Source organism: Salinibacterium sp. NG22, from assembly GCF_015864925.1.
In the GTDB taxonomy this organism is placed as follows: domain Bacteria; phylum Actinomycetota; class Actinomycetes; order Actinomycetales; family Microbacteriaceae; genus Rhodoglobus.
On sequence record NZ_JADYWG010000001.1, the window covers coordinates 899,673 to 921,084 of the forward strand.

The 21,412-nt window shown below is 62.4% G+C and carries 19 protein-coding genes; 7 read left to right on the top strand and 12 right to left on the bottom strand.

The window, feature by feature from the left end:
* Window positions 1-38: 38 nt before the first annotated feature.
* From I6E81_RS04425 to mtrA, 4 genes are all read right to left on the bottom strand, one after another.
* Complete coding sequence (locus tag I6E81_RS04425; protein WP_197106167.1) at window positions 39-809, bottom strand: ComF family protein; 771 nt, start codon at window positions 807-809, stop codon at window positions 39-41.
* Between the two features lie 63 nt (window positions 810-872).
* Window positions 873-2,549 carry an LpqB family beta-propeller domain-containing protein gene (locus I6E81_RS04430; protein WP_197106168.1) on the bottom strand — a complete coding sequence of 559 codons (1,677 nt, stop codon included), beginning with the start codon at window positions 2,547-2,549 and terminating at the stop codon, window positions 873-875.
* Entirely contained in the window at window positions 2,542-4,155 is a 1,614-nt protein-coding gene (gene mtrB, locus I6E81_RS04435) for an MtrAB system histidine kinase MtrB (protein WP_197106169.1), read from the bottom strand. Before mtrB ends, I6E81_RS04430 begins: the two co-directional genes overlap by 8 nt.
* 5 nt (window positions 4,156-4,160) lie before the next feature.
* Window positions 4,161-4,841 (bottom strand): MtrAB system response regulator MtrA, encoded by a 681-nt coding sequence (gene mtrA, locus I6E81_RS04440; protein ID WP_197106170.1) that lies wholly within the window; start codon window positions 4,839-4,841, stop codon window positions 4,161-4,163.
* 120 nt (window positions 4,842-4,961) lie between these two features.
* On the opposite strand from mtrA, the gene I6E81_RS04445 reads away from it, so the two are divergent.
* From I6E81_RS04445 to I6E81_RS04465, 5 genes are read left to right on the top strand one after another with little or no spacing between them, the layout of a single operon-like run.
* A complete protein-coding gene (locus tag I6E81_RS04445; protein ID WP_307784100.1) occupies window positions 4,962-6,188 on the top strand; it encodes a hypothetical protein in 1,227 nt (408 codons plus the stop codon).
* Window positions 6,185-6,883, top strand: coding sequence for a DUF4129 domain-containing protein (locus I6E81_RS04450; protein WP_197106171.1), 699 nt, complete (start codon window positions 6,185-6,187; stop codon window positions 6,881-6,883). Before I6E81_RS04445 ends, I6E81_RS04450 begins: the two co-directional genes overlap by 4 nt.
* Complete coding sequence (locus I6E81_RS04455) at window positions 6,880-8,079, top strand: DUF4350 domain-containing protein (protein WP_231603861.1); 1,200 nt, start codon at window positions 6,880-6,882, stop codon at window positions 8,077-8,079. The genes I6E81_RS04450 and I6E81_RS04455 overlap by 4 nt, the downstream gene beginning before the upstream one ends.
* Window positions 8,080-8,122: 43 nt before the next feature.
* Window positions 8,123-9,079 carry a MoxR family ATPase gene (locus tag I6E81_RS04460; RefSeq protein WP_197106172.1) on the top strand — a complete coding sequence of 319 codons (957 nt, stop codon included), beginning with the start codon at window positions 8,123-8,125 and terminating at the stop codon, window positions 9,077-9,079.
* Between the two features lie 2 nt (window positions 9,080-9,081).
* Window positions 9,082-10,374, top strand: a complete 1,293-nt coding sequence (locus I6E81_RS04465) for a DUF58 domain-containing protein (RefSeq protein WP_197106173.1) — start codon at window positions 9,082-9,084, stop codon at window positions 10,372-10,374.
* 123 nt (window positions 10,375-10,497) lie between these two features.
* Here the strand turns inward: I6E81_RS04465 and I6E81_RS04470 are convergent, their stop codons facing one another.
* On the bottom strand, window positions 10,498-11,493 hold the full coding sequence (locus I6E81_RS04470) for a stage II sporulation protein M (RefSeq protein WP_197107159.1): 996 nt from the start codon (window positions 11,491-11,493) through the stop codon (window positions 10,498-10,500).
* A 16-nt stretch (window positions 11,494-11,509) separates the two neighbouring features.
* Between I6E81_RS04470 and I6E81_RS04475 the strand changes: the two genes are divergently transcribed.
* Window positions 11,510-12,370 carry an RDD family protein gene (locus tag I6E81_RS04475; RefSeq protein ID WP_197106174.1) on the top strand — a complete coding sequence of 287 codons (861 nt, stop codon included), beginning with the start codon at window positions 11,510-11,512 and terminating at the stop codon, window positions 12,368-12,370.
* Here the strand turns inward: I6E81_RS04475 and I6E81_RS04480 are convergent.
* Both I6E81_RS04480 and I6E81_RS04485 read right to left on the bottom strand, forming a co-directional pair.
* Window positions 12,367-13,791, bottom strand: coding sequence for a phosphomannomutase/phosphoglucomutase (locus I6E81_RS04480; RefSeq protein ID WP_197106175.1), 1,425 nt, complete (start codon window positions 13,789-13,791; stop codon window positions 12,367-12,369). The genes I6E81_RS04475 and I6E81_RS04480 overlap by 4 nt on opposite strands.
* The gene (locus tag I6E81_RS04485; protein ID WP_197106176.1) at window positions 13,778-13,993 is read right to left on the bottom strand and encodes a DUF3499 family protein; all 216 of its coding nucleotides are present in this window, start codon (window positions 13,991-13,993) and stop codon (window positions 13,778-13,780) included. Before I6E81_RS04485 ends, I6E81_RS04480 begins: the two co-directional genes overlap by 14 nt.
* Before the next feature lie 63 nt (window positions 13,994-14,056).
* On the opposite strand from I6E81_RS04485, the gene I6E81_RS04490 reads away from it, so the two are divergent.
* On the top strand, window positions 14,057-14,500 hold the full coding sequence (locus tag I6E81_RS04490; protein ID WP_197106177.1) for a metallopeptidase family protein: 444 nt from the start codon (window positions 14,057-14,059) through the stop codon (window positions 14,498-14,500).
* Window positions 14,501-14,503: 3 nt separating this feature from the next.
* On the opposite strand, the gene I6E81_RS04495 is transcribed toward I6E81_RS04490, so the two are convergent.
* The 5 genes from I6E81_RS04495 to I6E81_RS04515 all read right to left on the bottom strand — a co-directional run bounded on the left by I6E81_RS04495 (window position 14,504) and on the right by I6E81_RS04515 (window position 21,399).
* A complete protein-coding gene (locus tag I6E81_RS04495; protein ID WP_197106178.1) occupies window positions 14,504-16,087 on the bottom strand; it encodes a DUF5719 family protein in 1,584 nt (527 codons plus the stop codon).
* Window positions 16,084-18,894 (bottom strand): glycosyltransferase family 2 protein, encoded by a 2,811-nt coding sequence (locus I6E81_RS04500; RefSeq protein ID WP_197106179.1) that lies wholly within the window; start codon window positions 18,892-18,894, stop codon window positions 16,084-16,086. Before I6E81_RS04500 ends, I6E81_RS04495 begins: the two co-directional genes overlap by 4 nt.
* Window positions 18,895-18,998: 104 nt before the next feature.
* Window positions 18,999-19,325: a WhiB family transcriptional regulator gene (locus tag I6E81_RS04505; protein WP_197107160.1), complete on the bottom strand. Its 327-nt coding sequence runs from the start codon at window positions 19,323-19,325 to the stop codon at window positions 18,999-19,001.
* Window positions 19,326-19,465: 140 nt separating this feature from the next.
* Window positions 19,466-20,413 carry a GDP-mannose 4,6-dehydratase gene (locus I6E81_RS04510; protein ID WP_197106180.1) on the bottom strand — a complete coding sequence of 316 codons (948 nt, stop codon included), beginning with the start codon at window positions 20,411-20,413 and terminating at the stop codon, window positions 19,466-19,468.
* The gene (locus tag I6E81_RS04515) at window positions 20,410-21,399 is read right to left on the bottom strand and encodes a GDP-mannose 4,6-dehydratase (RefSeq protein ID WP_197106181.1); all 990 of its coding nucleotides are present in this window, start codon (window positions 21,397-21,399) and stop codon (window positions 20,410-20,412) included. The genes I6E81_RS04510 and I6E81_RS04515 overlap by 4 nt, the downstream gene beginning before the upstream one ends.
* Between the last annotated feature and the right edge of the window lie 13 nt (window positions 21,400-21,412).

Below are 21,412 nucleotides of genomic sequence, written 5' to 3' on the forward strand. Positions count from 1 at the left end.
TCCTAGCCATAATGCGCGGCTGCCCCGTGAGGCAGCTTCTATTTCGCGCCCTTTTCCATACCGTAGCCCTCGCCGCTGGCAATGTCACGAACCGCCAGAGTTCTTGGAGTGAACCCCATGGTTGCGGCCGCGATAACTGTTCCGCCCGCGGCTGAAATCGCTCTCGCGGCTTCGTCGAGGGTCGCTCCTGTGGTGAGCACGTCATCCACAATGATTACGCGGCTGCCGGCGAGCGAACGCACCGAAATGAACGCCCCTTTCACGTTGACGGCGCGCTCCTCGGCGCTCAGCATTTTCTGGCTTCGAGTTTTTTGAGCGACGCGAAGCGCCCGGGCGTGGCGGACGCCGGCGGTTTTCAGCACGAGCCCGACGGGATGGTAGCCCCGCGTGCGCATCGCCGTCTTGCTGCTGGGGACCGCAATGATCTCGATAGGGCCCGATGCTCCCCCGGGCGCCGTTGACTCGCTGAGCGCGCGCCTGAGGGCCGAGAGAAGGGCAACGGAGAGCGGTCGCGCAAGGTCGGTGCGGTGATGGTTCTTGAAGGCGAGGAGAACCCGCCGAACACGATCCTCGTACCTCAGCGCGGCGTACACGCGCAGGTGCTGCGGTGTCGAGTGGATGCTCGTGTGCGAGACGAGACTGCGCGCGCATTCGTCGCACAGCGCTCGGTCGGGGCGTTGGCATCCGGCACACTCCACGGGAAGGATGAGTGCGAGAGCGTCGCGCAGTGCCTCGCGCACCAGCACACTCCACCCGATGGGCTCACGACCGCCGGAAGGTTGGTCGGGAGGCTGCTCGGAAGGCGTCATGAGTCGAGCGTGCCCGGAGGCGTCACCCCACGACGACGATCGCGGGTGATCAGTGGATAGCTGTTACTGCTGCGACGCCATGAAGGAGGCGTCGAGCCCCGCGAGCACCCACGCCTGGCTGCCTTGCGGCCGCCATACTTCGCCGTCGGCCAGCACTCGCAGCCCATCAGTGTTCGCTCCCGTGCTGACCAGCTGCGTCGCCCCGTCAACATCGCCGAGTTCACGAGAAGGACCACCAATTTCGTAGGCAGTCACCTCGGTCGAGTCAGCGGTTCCCGAGAGCGTCGCGACCGTGCTGGAACCGACCCAGGCGGCGTCAACGGCTTCCCCGGCGCGAACCGGCAGCGATACCGGCTCCACGAGTTGCACGGGCACATTGCCCTGCTGGCGCACGATTCCGTACACCAGCAACTGCGGCCCAGACGGCGTGGAGAGATACACGAGCAGTCGCGCACCGTCACGCGAGACATCCAGCGACACGATTGTGGAATCCGCAGGCAGCGTCGTTTGCAGCGGATGCTCGGTGCCGTCGACCTCGAACGTGGAGAGCGACGTCGCACTGGCCTCTTGCGCTGACCACACGAATCGGAACGGATCAAGCGACGGCGCAACCAAGCCGGGCCGTTCGTCAATCAGTCGCGGAGCGACTCCCACCGTTGCAAAGTAGGCACCTCCGTCGGCAGCCCGATAGGTCACAGAAAGCCGGTCGGCCGACAGCGCCGCGGTTGTCGCGCCTGCCTCGACCACAAATGCGCTCAGTTCGTTGATTTCGCTGAGTCCATCGCTCGTGCTGAACCCGAACTCGCTGCCGGTTCCCACCACGAGCGGCCCTGCAGAACCCGGCTCAATCACAGCAGCACTCTGCCCTGAGCTGGTGCTCTGGAGATCGCGACCGTCGACCGTCAACACCACAATGGGCGTGTGCAGCGTGGCCGACAATTGCTGCTGCATACGCTCGCGAGCAACAGTGTTCGCGGCGAGCGCTTCGGAACTCAGGTCGACGACGGCCCGCCCCGAGGTCAGGCTGCTGGTAGCGCCGAGCGTTGTGGATGGCGGGAACGCCGTCAGCAGCACGCCCTGCTGCACCCAGGCAGAATCTGCAGCCAACAGCGCCTGGATGGCACGCGATTGGGAGGACTGCCGCACAGCGAACCAACGAACATCCGGAATCAAGTAGGCGAAACTGGGATCGAAATAGTACAAAACCTGTTCTTCGAAACTCACTTCGAAACCACGGTCGGAGAGCACGATGCCCGGTGGAGCGCTAGAAATCCGCCACTCGCCAGCCACCTGCTCGAACTCGAACGCGAGGGTTTGCGAGACGGGAGACCGCAGCTCGGAATACACCCCCCGCTCATCGATCACTGCTTGCGCGGAGAACGAGTAGGTGAGCGAATCACCCTCGAGCGCCGGAGCGATTGTCGGCAGCTTGTCACGCTCGCGGACAGTTGCGCTTGCCGCGGGAGCCCACGTCTCGTTCATCGAACTCGTGAGGAACTCGCGAGCCACCGAATAGTCACGCGATGGCGACCGCACGGCGCTCATGAAGTCGGTAAGAATTTGTTCTTGGGTGGAGCCCGCAACGGGGCCCGATGCCACAATTTCGTACTGAGTATCGTCTTGTTCATCGATGAGCGGCCCCGACTGGACGTCGCTCGAGAGCGGAACGCCCACACAGCCCGTGAGCGCCACCGAAACGGCAGCCAGAAGGGCGAGGTAGGCGAGAGAGACCTTAGGCATGTGGTCCCTCCAAACTCGGTACGTCATCATTCGGCGGCAGTTCAAGAGGCGACGAGCGCAACTCAGAACCGCGAGCTCTCGGAATGGTCAAGCGGAAGCACGAGCCGTTGTCCCCATCCGACCACACTTCCAACCAGCCACCGTGAAGTGCAGCATCTTCAAGGGCAATGGCAAGGCCGAGACCGGTGCCGCCTGTGGTGCGCTGGCGCGAAGGGTCGGCGCGCCAAAAGCGGTCGAACACTCGCTCAAGCGCTCCCTGACTCATGCCGACGCCATAATCACGCACCGCAATAGCGACCGCGTCTTGGTCGCTGTCAATCCACACCACAATCGGCAATCCATCGCCGTGGTCGATGGCGTTACTGAGCAGATTCTGAAGGATACGACGGATGCGACGCGGGTCGACATCCGCTTCAAAGTAGCCACCGGGTGCCACAAGTCGCAGTTCGGAACCCTTGCTTGCCGCCAGCGACGTGAGGCTCTCGATGGCGTCTTCGACGAGACGCACGAGGTTGGTCGGCTCGGTTTCCATATCGACGGCACCTGCGTCGTAACGACTCATTTCGAGCAGGTCGGCGAGCAGCAACTCGAATCGTTCCACTTGAGTGTGAAGCAGTTCAGCCGTGCGGGCCGTTGCGGGTGGGAACGACTCACGCTGGTCGTAAAGAACGTCGCCGGCGAGCCGGATAGTCGTGAGCGGCGTACGAAGCTCGTGCGAGACATCCGACACAAAGCGTTGCTGCACCTGCGAGAGAGCAGCCAGCCGGGTGATCTGCTGCTGCATGCTCGTGGCCATTCCGTTGAACGAACGCGCCAACGTTGCGATGACATCGTTGCCCTGAACCGGAATGCGCACTTCAAGTTCACCGGCGGCAAGGCGTTGGCTGGTCTCAGCCGCCAGCTTCACTGGCCCGACTACAAGGCGCACCACGACGAACGTGACAATGCCGATGAGCGCCAAGAGGGCAAAGCCACCAAGCCCAAGCGTTTGCTGCACCACAACGAGAGTGTCTTGAGTGTCTTGGATGTCGTACACCAGATAGAGCTCGTACTGCGTGCCCCGAATGTCGAGGGTCGACCCCACGATGAGGCCAGGATGCACGGCCCCATCTTCGGACTGCTCGAGTGCCACCGACTGCCAGTAGGTGCGCTGCTCGGTGGATTCCGCCACCACGTCGCGGAGCTCTTGAGAAATAAGTGACTCCGACGACAACCCCTGAGTCTGCACGTCAGCGGGAACCCGCGGGCCGTCTTGACCAGGCGTGCGCAAGATCGCGTAACTCGTGCCACCCGTGCTCGAGGCGACGCTCTCAATCACGCCAGCAACATCCCGCATCATGTCATCGAGATCTTCAAGGCCCAGGTCTTCATCAGCGGCATCGAACACCTGCTGACCCGCAAGCGTCGCATTCGAAGACGTGCGCGTCAGCTGATCCCGACTCGCATCAAAAAGATTCGCGCCAACGCTGAGCGACATATAGCCCGCGATCACCGCGACAACGACCGACGACAGCAACACTGTGATCGCCACAGTGCGCACTTGAAGCGACGAGCGCCACAGAGCAGCAATACGCTGCATCCAGCCGCGCCAGTCGAATTCGAGCATGAAAGTTAGGCGCTGGCGCCGGCGCGGTAGCCAACCCCGCGAACCGTCATCACGATCTTCGGGTTGTCAGGATCTTCTTCAACCTTGGCGCGCAACCGCTGCACGTGAACATTCACGAGCCGGGTGTCTGCCTTGTAGTGGTAGCCCCACACTTGCTCCAACAGCATCTCGCGAGTGAAGACCTGCTCAGGCTTCATCGCAAGCGCCAACAGGAGCTCAAATTCGAGCGGCGTCAGGTTGATCTTGGTGTCGCCGCGGCGAACCTCGTGGCCCGTGACATCCAGCTCAAGGTCGCCGACGGTCAGCGTGCCGGTGGCAGCGTCGCTGGCTGGGCGCAACCGGGTGCGCACCCGCGCAACGAGCTCTTTGGGGTTGAAAGGTTTGACGACATAGTCGTCGGCACCGCTCTCGAGCCCCTTCACGACATCCGCCGTGTCGCTCTTGGCCGTGAGCATGATGATCGGCACGCCAGATTCTTCACGGATGCGGGCACAAATTTCGATGCCGTCCATTCCGGGCAGCATCAGGTCAAGCAGCACTAAATCGGGCGCTGCTGACTTGAAGGCGTCGTACGCTAGGGCGCCGTCTTGGCAGAAAAATGGTTCATAACCTTCAGTGCGTAGAACGATTCCGATCATTTCTGCCAGGGCAGTGTCGTCATCGACTACAAGAATTCGCGGGTTCACGTGTCCTCGATACTTTCTAGCTCTCGGGCTAACAGAGTGAGAAGCTTTCGCATAAGAGTAGTCGAGTGTGAAAACATGAGTGAGATTGAATAGATGCAGTTCAACATTCGAGGATGAGACGTGAGCGATAACAGTCCGTGGCAATCGCCAGATAGCAGTAACCCTGTCGACGGTTCCCAGCCGCTTGCACCCCCTGCCCCGTCTGCGGCGTACGCACCGGGAACGACATCCGGGGCCCCTCACGGCGCGCCGGGAGCGCCCCAGTATGGTGCTCCAGCTCCCTCGTGGACCCCACCACCCAAGCCCGGGCTTATCCCCTTGGCCCCCCTGGGACTCGGCGCCATTCTTTCGGCATCGCTCATGGTGCTGCGCCGCAACCCCCGCCCCACATTTGGGTTCGCCCTGCTGATCATGAGCATCGTCATGATCGCTTCGCTCGTACTCGTGGGCGTCGTGACCTTTGCCGGCGTCGAACGCACGCTCAGCGCGAGCGATGCGGATGCCGCTGCCATCGAAGCTGGCGCCACCGCCGGAACAATTTTGTCGGCACTCTTTGCCGTCGTACTCTCCCTGATCGGCGGCGCACTCCTTCAGGGAATCGTCTCGCTCGAGGTGGCACGCGGCGCTGTCGGTGAACGACTGCGCCTGCGCGGGCTGTGGGCAGCCGCGAAGGGCCGAATTTGGGCTCTCGTTGGCTGGTCAGCCCTTGTTGCTGCCGCCGCCATTATCGGAATCGCTCTCATCGCTGGCATTGCCGTGCTGCTGTTCACGTGGGGTGACACGGCTGGCATCGTCATTGGAGTGCTCGTGACGCTGTTCGGCATCGCCGCGAGTGTCTTCCTCGCAGCCTGGCTCGGTACCTTCTTCGCGTTCGTTCCGAGTGCGCTCATGATCGAGCGCTTGCCGCTCGGCCAAGCGATTCGTCGCTCATGGTCGCTTGTCAAGGGAAGCTTCTGGCGCACCTTCGGCATCTTGCTGCTCATCATGGTCATCGTGAACACGGTGTCGAGTGTGGTTACCGCCCCGCTGAGCTTCATCGGCGGTCTCGGCGTTGGCCTCCTCAATCCAACCGGCGACGAAGATGCCGGCGTTGTCGCTTTCATCGCGCTCTACATCGTGACGATCGTCGTTTCAATCGTGATCAGCGCCGTCACGATCGTCATCCAATCAGCAGCCCCCGCCCTGTTGTACATCGACATGCGGATGCGAAAAGAAGGGTTCGACCTGGAACTCACTCGTTTCGTCGAGGCTCGGAACGCTGGTGACTTCTCGGTGCCCGACCCGTACCTCACCCTCGACAGCTCGCCTCGACGCGCACCTGACGCGTCTCCTTACACGGCTTCATGACGCTAGCGACGCTCTCGGTCACCGTGCCCGCCTTGCTGTCATCCAGCTCGGCGCGCGCGGTTTCTGGCGAGGTTCCGGTCGATCCCGACTCGGAGCAGGCCACGAATTGGTTGATCGACGAGCTTTCGAAAGCTCCGTATCAGGCAGCCCGCCCCACACTCTTCGACCGAGTTTCGAAGGCGTTTAGCGATTGGCTAGCGAGCCTCACCATCGGTGAAGGAACGGGCATCCCGACCATCGTGTTGATCGTGCTGCTGGCTCTTGTCGCGATCGCCATTATTGCTGCGATCGTGGTCTACGGACTCCCCCGACTCAACCGCAAGAGCCGCCACGAAGAGGGCATCTTCGGTGAGGCCGACTACCGCACGGCGGCCCAATTGCGGGCATCCGCAGAGCAAGCTGCTGCGCGCGAAGACTTTGCTGAAGCGATCGCTGACATGTTCCGTTCGATCGCCCGCGGGCTCTCGGAACGCACTCTCGTGAGCATGACGCCAGGCACCACCGGTCACGGCTTCGCCAGCCGCGCTAGTCGCGCGCTGCCCGAGCTCGCCCGCGAGCTAGGCCACAGTGCCGACGTCTTCGACCTCGTGCGCTACATGCGCAAACCAGCAACGCGAGAACAGTACGACGAACTGCGCACGCTGGAAGCACGCGTGCGTGCGGCCAAACCTGATCTTGCCGAGGCAACCCTGTGAGCGCCACACAAGCAACCGCGATAGAAACAACGGTGCTCACCCCCCGCGTCGGCACCACAGCCAAGCGCGCCCTCTACTGGGTTGCCGGCTCGATTCTCGTGGTTCTCGTCGCGATCGCGAGTCTCAATCTCGCCGGGACAGCAGTCGAAGGCCCACCGCTCGACCCCACCAGTGCCTATGAAGCAGGAACGCAGGCGCTCGCCGAAGTATTGCGCGATCAGGGCGTCGACGTCGTGGTTACGACGACGCTCGATGACACTCGCGCGGCGCTCGACACCTCCGACGACAGCTCGCTGTTCTTCACTAACTTTGAGGCGTACCTCAGCGAAGACCAGGTTGCCGCGGCAACCGGACTCGCGGCGACCGTCGTGTTCGCCGATCCGACCCTCACCGAACTTCTGCGAGTGGCACCAGAAGTCGCCCACGCCGGCCAAAATTCGGATGCTGTTTCGGCATCCTGTTCAGCACCTCTCGTCGCGAAGGCCCCCGATATCACCGCCGGCCCCAGCAATTACCGCGTGATCGAGCCGAGCGCCGATATCACGGCCTGCTACGGAAACGACGACGATGGCTACGGGCTGATCGTGCTCGACCGTGGCGATACTGAACTTCGGATTCTTGGCGCCACTGATGCGCTCAGCAATGGCGATATCACGGCAGCCGACAACGCGGCCTTCGCTCTGCGGCTCCTCGGCGAGCACGAAACGCTCGTCTGGTACACGCCAAGCTTCCTCGACCTCGCCAACTCCGGTGACGCCAAGACGCCCGCTGAACTCGCCCCCGGGTGGGTCTTGCCCGGTGTCTGGCTTACGATGCTGACACTTCTGGCTGGCGCACTCTGGCGTGGTCGCAGATTCGGCCCGCTCGTGATCGAAAAACTGCCCGTGACCGTGCGCTCAAGCGAAACGATGCAGGGGCGGGCGCGGCTCTATGAGCGCTCCACAGCGAGACTCCACACCCTCGATTCGCTGCGCATTGGAACCATTCGCCGCATCGCCGTACTGTGCGGTATGCCGACCACAGCATCCATCGACGATGTCATCAACCGGATTTCGCCACTGGTCGGTCAGCCGATTGAGCCGTTGCGACAGTTGCTCATCGATCGCGAGCCGACCTCCGACCACGAACTGATCACGCTTTCCGATGAATTGCTTGCTCTCGAAGATCGAGTGCACGCCGTCATCCGCCCCGCCTAACAACCTCAGCCCCACCGAGCCAGAGATAGAGAAGAATCGAGATATGACTGACGAGCAACTGCGGCACGCATTCACTCAACTCCGCACTGAAGTAGGCAAGGCCGTCGTTGGTCAGGATGCGGCCGTCACCGGCCTCACCATTGCGCTGCTCACGGGCGGCCACGTGCTGCTCGAAGGTGTTCCCGGCGTTGCCAAGACCCTTCTCGTGCGCACCCTCAGCCGCGCACTGCAGCTCGACACCAAGCGCGTGCAGTTCACCCCAGACCTCATGCCAGGTGACGTCACCGGTTCGCTCGTCTACGACGCCAAGGCTGGCGAGTTCGAGTTTCGCGAAGGCCCCGTCTTCACCAACATTTTGCTCGCGGATGAGATCAACCGCACACCCCCGAAGACTCAGTCATCGTTGCTTGAAGCGATGGAAGAACGCCAAGTCTCGGTCGATGGAAAGACACTCAAGTTGCCCGTACCTTTCATGGTCGCGGCCACGATGAACCCCATCGAATACGAAGGCACCTACACGCTGCCCGAAGCTCAGCTCGACCGCTTTCTGCTGAAGCTCGTGCTCGATCTGCCGGAACGTGACACTGAAATCGAAGTGCTCACGCGCCACGCTGCCGGCTTCAACCCGCGCGATCTCGCCGCCGCCGGAGTAACCCCCGTGCTCGATGCGACCATGCTCGCCGCCGCTCAGGATGCCGTAGCAAAAGTCGGCGCAAGCCCCGACGTGATTGCCTACGCCGTCGACCTCGCTCGCGCCACTCGCCAGAGCCCCTCCGTGAAGCTCGGGGTCAGCCCTCGTGGTGCAATCGCGCTCATCTCGGCAGCCAAGGCCTGGGCGTGGCTCACCGGCGCCGACGCGATCACGCCCGACCACATCCAGAGCATGGTGTTGCCGGTGCTTCGCCACCGCATCCAGCTCCGTCCAGAGGCCGAGCTTGAAGGCGTTTCGTCTGACGTGATTTTGCGATCGATCGTGCAGCAAGTGCAGGTTCCGATCTAACGATGGCGCTTTCTGGATGGTTCGTCGCTCTACTGGCGCTCGGCATTGTGCCGATCGTCCTGACTGGCGAGCCCTTTGTACTCACGCTGTGGCTGCTTTTCGTCATCGTCGTCGGTGCCATCGATTTGCTGCTGGCGGTGTCGGTGCGGTCGCTGCGTTTCGAACGCATCGCGCCCGACCGGGTGCGCCTCGGCGAAACCACGAGCTCAACCCTGCGCATCACCAACCCGACCCGCCGCCGACTGCGCGCCGTCGTGCGCGACGGCTGGCAACCGTCCGCCGGTGCTCACACCAACCGGGTACCTCTGACGGTGCCGTCGCGCGAACGTCGGGAACTCAGCACCGTGCTCACGCCCGTGCGGCGAGGAACCCGCGAAGCCGTGCACGTCACGGTGCGGTCGTACGGCCCGCTGCGACTGATTGCGCGTCAAACTACGGTGAGCGTGCCGAGTTCTTTCACCGTGCTTCCCCCGTTTAACTCTCGCAAGCACTTGCCATCACGGCTCGCTCGCTTGCGAGAACTCGATGGCGCAACGAGCGTCATGATCCGTGGTCAAGGCACCGAATTCGACAGCCTGCGCGACTACGTGCGCGGCGACGACGTTCGCTCCATCGATTGGCGTGCCACCGCCCGCCGTTCTGAACTTGTGGTGCGCACGTGGCGCCCCGAACGTGATCGCCGCGTTGTCATCGTCGTCGACAGCGGTCGCACCTCAGCCGCACGAATCGAAGACGAGCCCCGCATCGACACCGCGTTCGAATCAGCGTTGCTGCTCGCCGCTCTCGCTTCGAGTGCCGGCGATCACGTCGACTTCATGATCTACGACCGCCGCGTTCGCGCACGAGTGCAGGGCGCAAGCGGCCCCGACCTGCTCTCGAAAATGGTCAACAGCATGGCGCCGGTGCAGCCGGAACTCATTGAGATGGATTGGAACTCGGTGCCGGGCCTCGTGCGTCAGGCCACCACCCAACGCGCGCTCGTCGTTCTCGCCACAACAGCCGAATCGCCGGGCGGAAGCCTCGGGCTGCTCGCCATGCTCCCCCAGCTCACCGCGAAACACACTGTTGTGGTGGCTTCCGTCACCGATCCATCCATTGCGGATGCCACGCTCGACCGGTCCACGCGCGACGCCGTCTATCTCGCCGGGGCTGCCGAGCGCGCTCTCCTCGATCAGTCGCGAGTTGCCGCCGCGATCAACCAGCTCGGAGCATCCGTCGTCTCGAGACGCCCCAGTGAACTGCCACTGGCTCTTGCCGACCACTACATCGCGCTCAAGGCCGCCGGAAAGCTGTAGCGGCACGAGACCACGGCAGAGCCTCTCTACGAGCTCCTCTGTGCTGCGCCAGTGCTGCCACAGCGCGGCTGGGCGTCAGCGCGGCTAGGCGTTAGTGCTGCTGGGCGTCAGTGCGGCTGGGCGTTAGTTGGCGACGATGTGGGTAGCCCCCGCGTCGAACTCGCTGAGGTCTCCCGTGTTGCCGGCGCGAGCGCTGCGCCCACCGAGGATCCACTGGTATGCCAAGAATCCGGCGAGCGCGACAGTGCCGATGCCGATCTTGATGGGCCACGGCCAGTCCTGGCGCGTGACATAGCCCTCGATCACTCCGGACACGAGCAGCGCAAGGATGAGCCCGACGACGATCGTGAAGAGCGAGCGACCAGCGTGAGCAAGCGACTGAGCCCGCGTGCGTGCCCCTGGGGCGACCCACGACCAGAAGATCATCATTCCGGTCGCGCCTGCCACGAAGATGGCGTAGAGCTCAAGCTGGCCGTGCGGAGCGATGTAGAGAAAGAACACGTCGAGGCGATCGAACTCGTTCATGATTGCCGCGGTGAATCCCAGCTGCTGGGCCGTGTTGAACAGCAGGTAGGGAACGTAGAGGCCGATGATTCCAAACGCGACAGATTGTGCGGCAATCCACGCGTTGTTGGTCCAGACGAACCCGGTGAACGATCCGCCGGAGTATTCGGAGTAGTACCCGACGAAGTCATCTTGAGCGAGAGCTTCACGCTCTGCCGACGTTCCGAAGTTCGCAAGAACCTGCGGGTTTGAAATTGCCCACCACGCGAAAAGGAAACCAACAAGGAAGGTTGCGGCGGCGAGGATGAGCGACATCCAGCGCACCCGGTAGAGCGCCGCCGGAAGTTGAACAACAAAGAATTGTGGGAGCTGACTGAGCAGGTTTGCCGAGGCCCCGGTGAATCGCAGACGCGCCCGACTGAGGGTGAGCGAGAGTCGATCAGCCTGCGCAGACTGGCCCGAACTCGTCTTCATCGCTGACAGCTGAGTGGCGCCGGACTGGTAAAGATCGATCAATTCGTCGACATCAGTGCCGGAAAGTCGTCGTTGCTTGCCCAAATCGGCAAGGCGATCCCATTCTTCGCGGTGCGCGGCTGAGTAAGAGTCGAGATCCATCTGCTTAAATGATGTCATGCCGAGCCCACAAACGACCAACACATTTGCGTATGGTGACGAACCCGATGAGCTCATCACCGGTGAAGCTGTTGCGTTGGAGCTGCATTCGACCAGTTTTGTCTTGCGTGCGGCCGGCACCATGATCGATTTTCTGGTCTACGCGGCCGCTCTCATTGGCCTCCTGATCGGCGCATTCGCCTTCGCGACCGCTGCCGGTCTCGACCAAGCAATCGCCACGGCGCTTACCGTCAGCGCGACCGTGATCTGCCTCGTGGTCATCCCCACCGCCGTCGAAACACTCAGCCGCGGCAAGTCCCTCGGCAAGCTTGCGATCGGAGCCCGCATCGTTCGCAACGATGGCGGCGCGATCGGCTTTCGCCATGCCTTCATCCGCGCCCTGATCGGTGTGCTCGAAATCTTCATGACCGCGGGTGGCTTGGCCGCCATCGTGGCGCTGCTCAACACTCGCGCACAGCGCCTCGGCGACCTTGTCGCGGGCACCTACGCCCAGTACGAACGCGTATCGAAGTTCTCGAACCCCGTGGTGCAGCTGCCCGGCCAGTTGGCTGATTGGGCTCGCACCGCCGATGTTGCCAAGATGCCGGATGCTCTGGCCCGGCGCATCTCGCACTTTCTGGTCGCCGCGCCCGGCTATACGCCGATGACGCGCCACCAGCACGCCCTGAACCTTGCGCACGAGGCCTCCGCCTACGTGTCGCCGCTACCCGCCGTGGAGCCAGAAGTGCTGCTCAGCGCCGTTAGCGCTGTGCGGCGAGAGCGCGAGACTGTCGCGCTTGCCAGCGAGAAGGCACGGCTTGCCGCCCTCTCCCCCGCGCTGACGGGTGTTCCGCGCGGCTTTCCAAGCGACCGCGGCTAAGCGCGAATCAACGCAAGCGCGCGATCGCGAACGATCTCTAGCGTTGCCTGATCGCCGGCTTCGGCGTTGAGTCGCAGCAATGGCTCAGTGTTCGAAGGACGCACGTTGAACCACCAGAAGGGTTCGCCCGCCACCGTGGTGCCGGTGACGGTGAGGCCATCAAGATCGTCGAACTCTGCCTCGCCCTCGAAGGCCTCACGGATGCGAGCAGTGGCTGCCGGAACGTCGTCCACCACCGAATTGATTTCGCCGCTCGCCGCATAGGGCGAATAGCGATCGGAGAGCACCGAGAGGGGCTCCTGCTGCGAACCGAACTCGGCAAGCAAGTGCATCGCGGCGAGCATCCCGTTATCGGCGCCCCAAAAATCGCGGAAGTAGTAGTGCGCCGAGTGTTCGCCGCCAAAGATCGCGCCGGTCGCCGCCATCTGGTCCTTGATGAGCGAATGGCCAACATGGGTGCGCACCGGGATCGCCCCAGCGGCTTCGATCGTTTCTGCGACGATGCGCGAAGTGATCAGATTGTGGATAACCCGGATGTCGCCCTCCGGCTGCAGTGCGCGCACCCGTTGAATTTCCCGCAGGGCCACGACCGCGGCAACAGCACTGGGGCTCATGGGATTTCCGCGCTCGTCGACCACGAAGCAACGGTCGGCGTCGCCATCGAACGCGAGCCCGAGATCCGCACCGTGTTCGAGCACCGCTTTTTGCAGGTCAACGATGTTGGCGGGCTCAAGCGGGTTGGCTTCATGGTTCGGGAAGGTGCCGTCGAGTTCGAAATACATCGGGATGATCTCGATGGGCAGCGCCGGCAAACCGGCAGCGGTCGAGAGCACAGCCGGAACTGTCATGCCTCCCATGCCGTTACCGGCATCTACTACGACGCGAATGGGGCGGATGCCGTTGAGATCAACGAGTTCACGCAAGTAGCTGGCGTAGTCGCCAAGCACATCGAGCTCTCGCTGGGCGCCGACCGCGGAAACCGCGTCGATCCCCGTTGCGAGGTACTGCTGGGCACGGTCACGAATCGACTTCAGACCGGTCGCGAAACTGATTCCTTGTGCACCGGCTCTGCTGAACTTAATGCCGTTGTACGTCGCCGGATTGTGGCTGGCCGTAAACATGGCGGCCGGAGCATTGAGCGAACCGGAAGCGAAATAGGTTTCATCTGTCGAGCAAAGCCCGATGAGAACAACGTTGGCGCCGCGAGCGCGCGCGCCCGCCGAAAAGGCTGCAGCGAATCCCGGAGAGGAGTCGCGCATATCGTGGCCGACGATGATCTCGTGGCCGGCGGCATCCACTTCGTCAGCGAAAGCAGCGCCGAGCGCTTCAACAACGTCGTCGGTGAGCTGCGAACCTACCAAGCCACGAACGTCGTACGCCTTGATAAACGGTGCAAGATCGATGGGGTTAGCTTTGCTCATGCCCCAAAACTACATGGCGAACGACCTGCCAACCCTGAGGCACGGACAGTCGTTCAGCATGGCGGTCGCACAAATCGTAGGTGTGCGGTTCTGCGCTGTAGCTCAGCGGCCCTAAAACGGCCATCGAGTCGGCATAGACATAGGTGAGAGTGGCGACTGCTTCGGAGTTGCAGGCGACCTTGCTGCACGGGCGCTGGATCATTGTGAGCCCTAGCCTACGACTCTGCGCCCACAGATGGGCAACTGGCGGTCGTACAATGAGCACGTGGCTAGATCATCGAAGCGAGCGTCGACGCGCTCTGTGCGGGGCAACTGGCGCGACCGTCATGGTCGCGGCATCCGCTCCGCCGTTACTGGTCCGCACCTTCCGCTGCTGAGCAGCCGCAACGGCAACTTTGAACTCACGGTTGCTTCTGCCGCACAGTACTTGAAAGAAATGTGGCCAGACGAGCTAGCTAATGCCCGCTTCGAGCTCGGGCTCATGCCCGGCAGCAGCCCCGAAGGCAGCAAGATCGTGCGCTGGACTGCCCTGCCCGATGAGAAGCGCATCATCCTCTACCGCTTGCCCATCGAACGCATGGCCAGGCTGCACCGCGATGACGAACTCCATAAGCGGATGCTCATCGAAAGTTGTGTTTTTCAGGCCGTCGCCGAATACATTGGCAAAGAACCGTGGGAACTCGCTCCGGAGCGGTTCCGCAATTTCTAACCGCTAGGGAAAGACCGTCAGCGGTGAAGAACCTGGCGTCTGCGGGTCAATCGAATACGCCGCGATGAAGCCGTTCTCCGCCTGCGTAACACTCACATAGACCGGCCCACTCTGGGTGAGCGTGAACGTTCGTCCGCTCGACACCGGCACGCTTACGCTGGTGCCCGCCTCGATCGTGTACTCCTCGTTGAAACCCGCGTCGGCGGTGAGAGCAACATCAACTGCAGTCTCGCCGGCATTAGTCACGTTGACGGTGGCATCCAGCCCCGGAGCAACCGTGAACTGGGTGTCACCGCTGAGCGCCGGGCTCGAGGTAAACCAGGCAAAGTCTGTCGCCGAAATCTTTTCGCTCGCGCTGATTACGGCGGAGGTCGTGCGGGCGGCGGCAACGATGGGCTCGTCCGATTCGATCTGAACTGCGTAGGTTCCGGTGGCGAGTTCTTCGATCGGGATGTCGGTGACAACACCAGCGCTCAGGTCGAGAGTGAACTCAATAGGGTCACGCTCGGCATCCGTCGGTGTCAGCGTTGTGGTGATGGTCGCCGGTGCCTCACCGGGCACGAACACCCGGATCGCCGCAATCACGTCATCCGTTTCGGTTGCGGTGCCGCGCAAAGCCTGAATGGCTTCGAGGCTGGTCACTACCATCGCGGGAATTACGACCGAGCGAGATGACGGTTGGCTTGCGCCCACGATCTCGACACCGCCAGCATCGAGCCCGCGCACGATTGACTGCTGCAGTTCTGCCGTGATCTGGCCACCAGTGCTCGTCACGTGCACGACGGGAGAAGAAATGCCCGGCGCAAACCCGGCAAGCGACAAGACGCGTTGTCCATTGGGCGGGACCACGATTCCGGTGGTTCCGGCCGCTGACACGATCCCCCGCTCGTCGAAGATATCGAGGGTGACTGTCGAGGCAACTTCGGTGGGGTTCGTCAGCGAAATCAGTGTCGTGCGCCCCGTGGTTGTCGAACCGCCAACGAGCCAACTATCGCCGCCGACAGCACGGCAGCCAGCAGCCGCGAAGCCAACGTAGTCACCGATGTTCACGTATTGCGATTGCGCGCCGCTCAGTCGCACGAGCGAGTCGGGAGATTGCGAGTCAGGGGCAGCACTCAACACCAACGGTTCCGCGACGGCTTCACCGGCTTGGGCATCCGAGGCGGAAATGCTGGACTGTTCAACAGTTCCCGTGCTCGACGAGAAACGTGTGAGGGCTTGCCCGAGAGTGAATACGGCGGATGCCGCTGCTCCTGATTCGTCCGAGAGCCGCAAGAGTGGCCCGGGGCACGTCAGCTGCTGCGCTGTGGGCACCGGAACAACGAGCTCGCTTGGCGGTGTCGCTGTGTACGAGGGAAGATCGAGAAAGCTCGAACCGAGCACCGCAGCGGCGGCAATTCCGATACCGAGTACTCCGACGACGACTCGCGCGCCGACGGCAGCAGCGGCTTTCGCCGAGACCGGCCGTTTTGCGCTCGATTCTGGCTCAGGAGCTCCCGTGAGTTCGTGGTCATCATCAAATTCTTCGCCAGTGGGCTGGTCGGGCAGCGCGGCGGCTTCGTCGGGGGTGAGTTCGTTGTCGATCATTGGTTCGCCTCAATCACGGTGACGGCGCTCTCCGCTTTGGCCGCTTTGAGACGGCGGCGACGAGTTGTCGGAATGGCGAGCAGAAGCGTCAGACCGAAGACAGTGGCCTGCCCGGCGAGCACAATCTGTCCCCAGCGAGTTTCCGTGTTGCTTGCGCCGACGGGAATTTCGGCTTCGCGCAGTTCGGGGTAGTGCCAGAGGTAGCCCTGGGCAGTATCGCCAATGGGGTTCAAGAGGCTGTTGCCATCGAGGGCTTCGATGATGCGCTGACGTGTTTCGGAGGTCTCCGGATCAGTTGCCGGTGTAAGTACGATAAACGCGACCTGAAGGTCGTTCAGTTCGTTCGCAATCGCGTAGCCGCTGCGTGAGGCAATGTTGCCGGCGAGCGTTGCGTTGACGAGTTCGGCGTCCGAAAGATCGGTGCTTGTTGCGGCGAGCGTCGATTGCTCGTCGAGTCCTGAGCCGCGGCCGCGGTGCAGATCGACCGCGATAGTGGAGTCTGAGGTCACCGTGAGTTGCAGGGTGCCGAGTCCGTCGCGCTGTGTTGACTCTGCTGCGACAAATGCGGGAAGCAGTCGCCCATTGCTCGTCGTGACGGGCACGTTGCCCGAGGCGAGCGACCACAGCGGTGCGGCAGAAATTCCGAGGATGCCGACGAGGGCGACCACTGCTGGCAGGGCGGCATGACGGCCAAGACTATCGATCGCGACGATCACGGCGCCGCTGAGACCGAGCCAGTACAGGCTAAGACCGGCACCGGCCCACACGGTGACTTCGGATTCGCCGGAAGCACTCACCGTCAGGTGCGTCGCGGCGACGGCGGTTGCGAAGCCCAACAGAGCGAGTGCGAGAGCGGGAACAGCGCGGCGTGTGCCGGGAACAAAGAGGCTCATGAGGGCGAGGGCCGCGAATGGTGCCAGCAGTAGCGCTACGAGGAGCGGGCCATAGCGATCGTTGAGACCGAGGGTCGCAAGGAGTTCGCTCCACCCGTTGGTTCCGGGAACGACGCTGCCGATCGCCAACTGCCAGCCGCTTGAGGCAACGCGGGCTACCGGCAGTCCGGGGTCGGCAAAAATGGCGAGAAGGGCGCCGCGACCCCACTGTTGAATCACGAGCGGCGCAAACAGCGCAGCGGCGGGAAGAACAATCCAGATCAGACGATGAGTCGACTTGGGGCGAAGCACAATCCACGCTACGAGCCCGATCACGAGAGCGGGAATCAGGCTCGGCGCCGAGGCCGTGATTACGGCAAAGAGCAGAGCGGCCAGTGCGGCCATCGCCCAGTTATGGGCAGCGCGCAACGCGGTGAGAATCAGCCACGGCAGCAGAATGTGAGCAAGAACAGCGCCTAGTTGCCCCTCGCCGAGAGCGACCAAGAAGCTCGGAGCGACCGTCCACGCAACGGCAGCGAGGGTTGGCGCCCAGGTGCGTTCCGAAATGGCTGCCGCACACAACCACGCCGCCAGCGCCGCCAGCGGCAAGGCCAAGAGATACAGCATCACGATGCTGAACGAGGGATTCCAGAACGTGAGCGACCCCACGGCTGCGAGAACGGCGGCGAACGGATCCGCCGCTACTACCTGCTGGGCAAGATCGTTCCAGCCGTAGCCGACATGAGCCCAGAGTTCAGAAACGGTTGTCGAGAGTGGCAGGAGTCCGCCACCGATGAGGGCGTGAGCATCCACAAAGCGGGAAAAGCTGATCATGCCGAGGATGCCAGCCAGCAACACGACCCAGGCGCCGCCATTTCCAAAGAACTTGGGTCGCTCAACTTCGAACGCGGCATCGGGCGCCGCTCCGTGACGTTCATGGGCCCGCATTTCGCGCAACTCTGCCCACGACATCCGTAGCGGGTCAACGGCCGCAAACCCCACCTTTTTGTTGCGTCGGAGGTTGCGGCGGGCTGCAACAACGCCGCCGTCGAAGATCGCGGCGAAGGCTGCGGCATATTCACCCGCGATTGCCGTGGGACGTTTTGCGATGAGATGACCGAGCGACCGCAAGATCGCGAGGGGCAAGAGCGTCAGCCAGTGCAACGGCACCGCGACAGCGGGCGCGTATACGAGTCGACGGTGAAGCTGCGCAAAACGTTGCACGCGGTTATGAGCCGCCGCCGAGATCGTGCGCTTGCCGAATAGTTCCGGGCCACCAGAGCTTGCGACGCGAGCATCCGCGACAGCAACGACACGGTGGCCAGCCAAACGGGCACGAATACAGAAGTCGAGTGCCGCATCCACCGAGGTAAGTTTCGGGTCAAAGCCGCCGAGCGCCGTCCACACTTGGCGACGCACAAGCATGCCAGCGCCGGCCACGCCCATCGCGTCCGTTTGCACATCATGTTGGGCCTGGTCGAGTTCGTCATTGACAAGACCGACAGATCGCCCAAGAGGCGTCAGCGTTTCGCCGAAGTTCGAGATAACGGCGGGATCATCCCAGCGCACCAATTTGGGGCCAGCGACTGCAACCGATGGCGCAATTTCGACCGCTCCCAACAGTGCACGCAACGCATTCGGATCTGGCGCACTGTCGTGCGCGAGCAACCACAACCACTCGTTTTCTGTGGCCTGAGGAGCAGCAGTGTAGAGCGCAGCGCCGATCGCGCCACCAAAAGTCTTGTGCGCGTGAGCGTCCGCGATCTGCGCCGGGGCGGAGTCTGCCATGAGAGCCAGCGACTCATCACTGGACTCAGCATCAACCACGATGACCGAATCGGGTCGTCGAGATTGGGCCGCGATCGCGGCAAGTGTTCGTGGCAAATACTTCGCACCGTTTCGGGCGACTAGTACTGCGGTGACTCTCGGCTGCATTTGTTTGAGACTATGTGCCGCTAGCGCAGTTTTGCACTCGACGCGCTGCAGAGCCGCGAGTCTGAGAGCCGCCCCAATTCGGGGTTATGGCTCCGCTCGGACAACTAGCTCGCGCGCTTGCGGAGCTTGCGACGCTCGCGCTCAGAGAGACCGCCCCAGATTCCGAAACGCTCATCGTTTTCGAGAGCGTATTCGAGGCACTGGCTGCGAACTTCACACGAGGAACAAATCTTCTTTGCGTCACGAGTTGACCCGCCCTTTTCGGGGAAGAACGCTTCGGGGTCTGTTTGTGCGCAGAGGGAGTCTGTTTGCCAGGACAGCGCATTGCCGTCTTCATCGGCGAGAGGTTGACGAACTCCGGGAACCCCAAGTCGTACGGGGTCAACAAACCAGTCGTCCGGAACTCCCGCGCGGTATCCGCTGTTGCCCATCTGGTCTTTCTCCCCTCCGCCTTTAATGCTTCGCATCAAATCGCGTTACATAATTACACCGGTGTAGTTCGCGAGAGTCAAGTCGCAGATCATAATTGCCTCGACTACGAGTTAAGGGTTATGGCGCGCCGTGACTTAAATTAACTCAGCAAAGCGAGATCGTGATCGACCATCGCTCCTACAATTTCATCAAACTTAACCTGCGGAGACCAACCTAGAATCTGCTGAGCCTTGCTCGCATCCCCCAGTTGTAGGGCGGCATCCCCCGTGCGCAGCAAAGAATCGGAGACCGTGAGGCGCTCAGACCAGTCGTCGACGCCCGCCCGTCCAAATGCAGCGGCCACGAAATCCCGCACGGAGTGAGAAACTCCCGTCGCAATCACAAAATCGTCGGCTTGTGGATGCTGCGCTGCTCGAACGAGCGCATCCGCGTAGTCGGGTGCCCAGCCCCAATCGCGGCGGGCATCCAGATTTCCGAGTTCGAGAGTGTCTTGCAGCCCCCGAGAAATCCGCGCAGCGGCCGCGGTGATCTTGCGGGTCACGAACGTTTCGGGGCGACGCGGCGACTCGTGGTTGTAGAGAATCACAGAAGAGGCTGCAACGCCCGCTGTGCGGTACGCGCCGACGAGTCCGTGAGCATAGGCCTTAGCGGCGCCGTAGGGGCTTGTGGGGCGCACTGGGGTGCTCTCGTTCTGGGGAGAGACGGTTGGCGCGCCAAAGATCTCTGCGCTCGAGGCTTGAACGAAGCGGATGTCGGCGTCGCCGCGGTCGTGAATCTTCTTGACCGCTGCGAGCATTTCTGCCACGACCGCGCCGTTCAGCCGCGCGGTGAGGGTCGGATTTTGCCACGACTGGTACACGGAGCTCAGCGCCGCCAGATTGTAAATCTCGTTCGGCTGCAGTTCTTCGATGAGTTCACCGATTGCACTATCCGCGGCGAGGTCGAGCTCGTGGGCGACGACTCCCGGTGTCACCAGTTCACCGGCATCGCGGGTGACACCGTGCACCTCATAGCCCTGCGCGAGCAGAAGCTCAGCCAGATACGAACCGTCTTGGCCTGTGACTCCGGTGATCAGTGCACGAGTCATGCGAGACCGGCGAGCGCTTTCTGTTCAGCGAGGTCGGCTTCGACCATCATCGCGACGAGCTCGGGGAATTTGACTCGCGGTTCCCACCCGAGCTTCTCCTTCGCCTTCGAGGAGTCTCCCACCAGCAAGTCAACTTCTGCGGGGCGCATGAAGCGCTCGTCGAAGGTGACGTAGTTTGTCCAGTCGTCGATTCCCACCGCGGCGAACGCGAAATCGAGGAGCACGCGGATGCTCTGGGTCTCCCCCGTCGAGATGACGTAGTCGTCTGCTTCATCCTGCTGCAGCATCAGCCACATTGCTTCGACGTAGTCACCGGCAAAACCCCAGTCGCGCTGAGCATCGATATTGCCGAGAGTGAGAGTGTCTTGGAGCCCGAGCGAGATTCGCGCTACGGCGCGGGTAACTTTGCGGGTCACAAACTCCGGGCCGCGGCGCGGGGATTCGTGGTTGAACAGCACGCCAGACGAGGCGTGCATGCCGTACGACTCGCGATAGTTGATGGTCATGTAGTGGCCGTAGACCTTGGCAACGCCATACGGCGAGCGCGGCCAGAGCAGCGTGTCTTCGTCTTGCGGAACGGTTTGCACCTTGCCGAACATTTCAGAGCTGGATGCCTGGTAGAACCGAACCTCTTGGCCGGTAGCGGCAGTGTGCAGTCGCACCGCTTCGAGGGCGTTCAGCACGCCCATGCCGGTGACTTCGCTGGTGAGGTGCGCGTTTTCCCACGAGTAGGCGACGAAGGAAATCGCGCCGAGATTGTAGAACTCGTCGGGCTGTGCAACGCTCATGGCGCGCATGAGGCTCGACAGGTCGGTGAGGTCTCCCGTAAGAATTTCGACATCCGGAATCACTCGCTCGAGCATTTCGCGTTTCGGGTTGTTCTGGCCTCTCATGAGGCCGAAAACTGTGTAGCCCTTCGAGAGCAATAGCTCGGCAAGGTACAGCCCGTCTTGGCCGGTGATTCCGGTAATGAATGCGCGCTTCATAGTGATCTCTCTT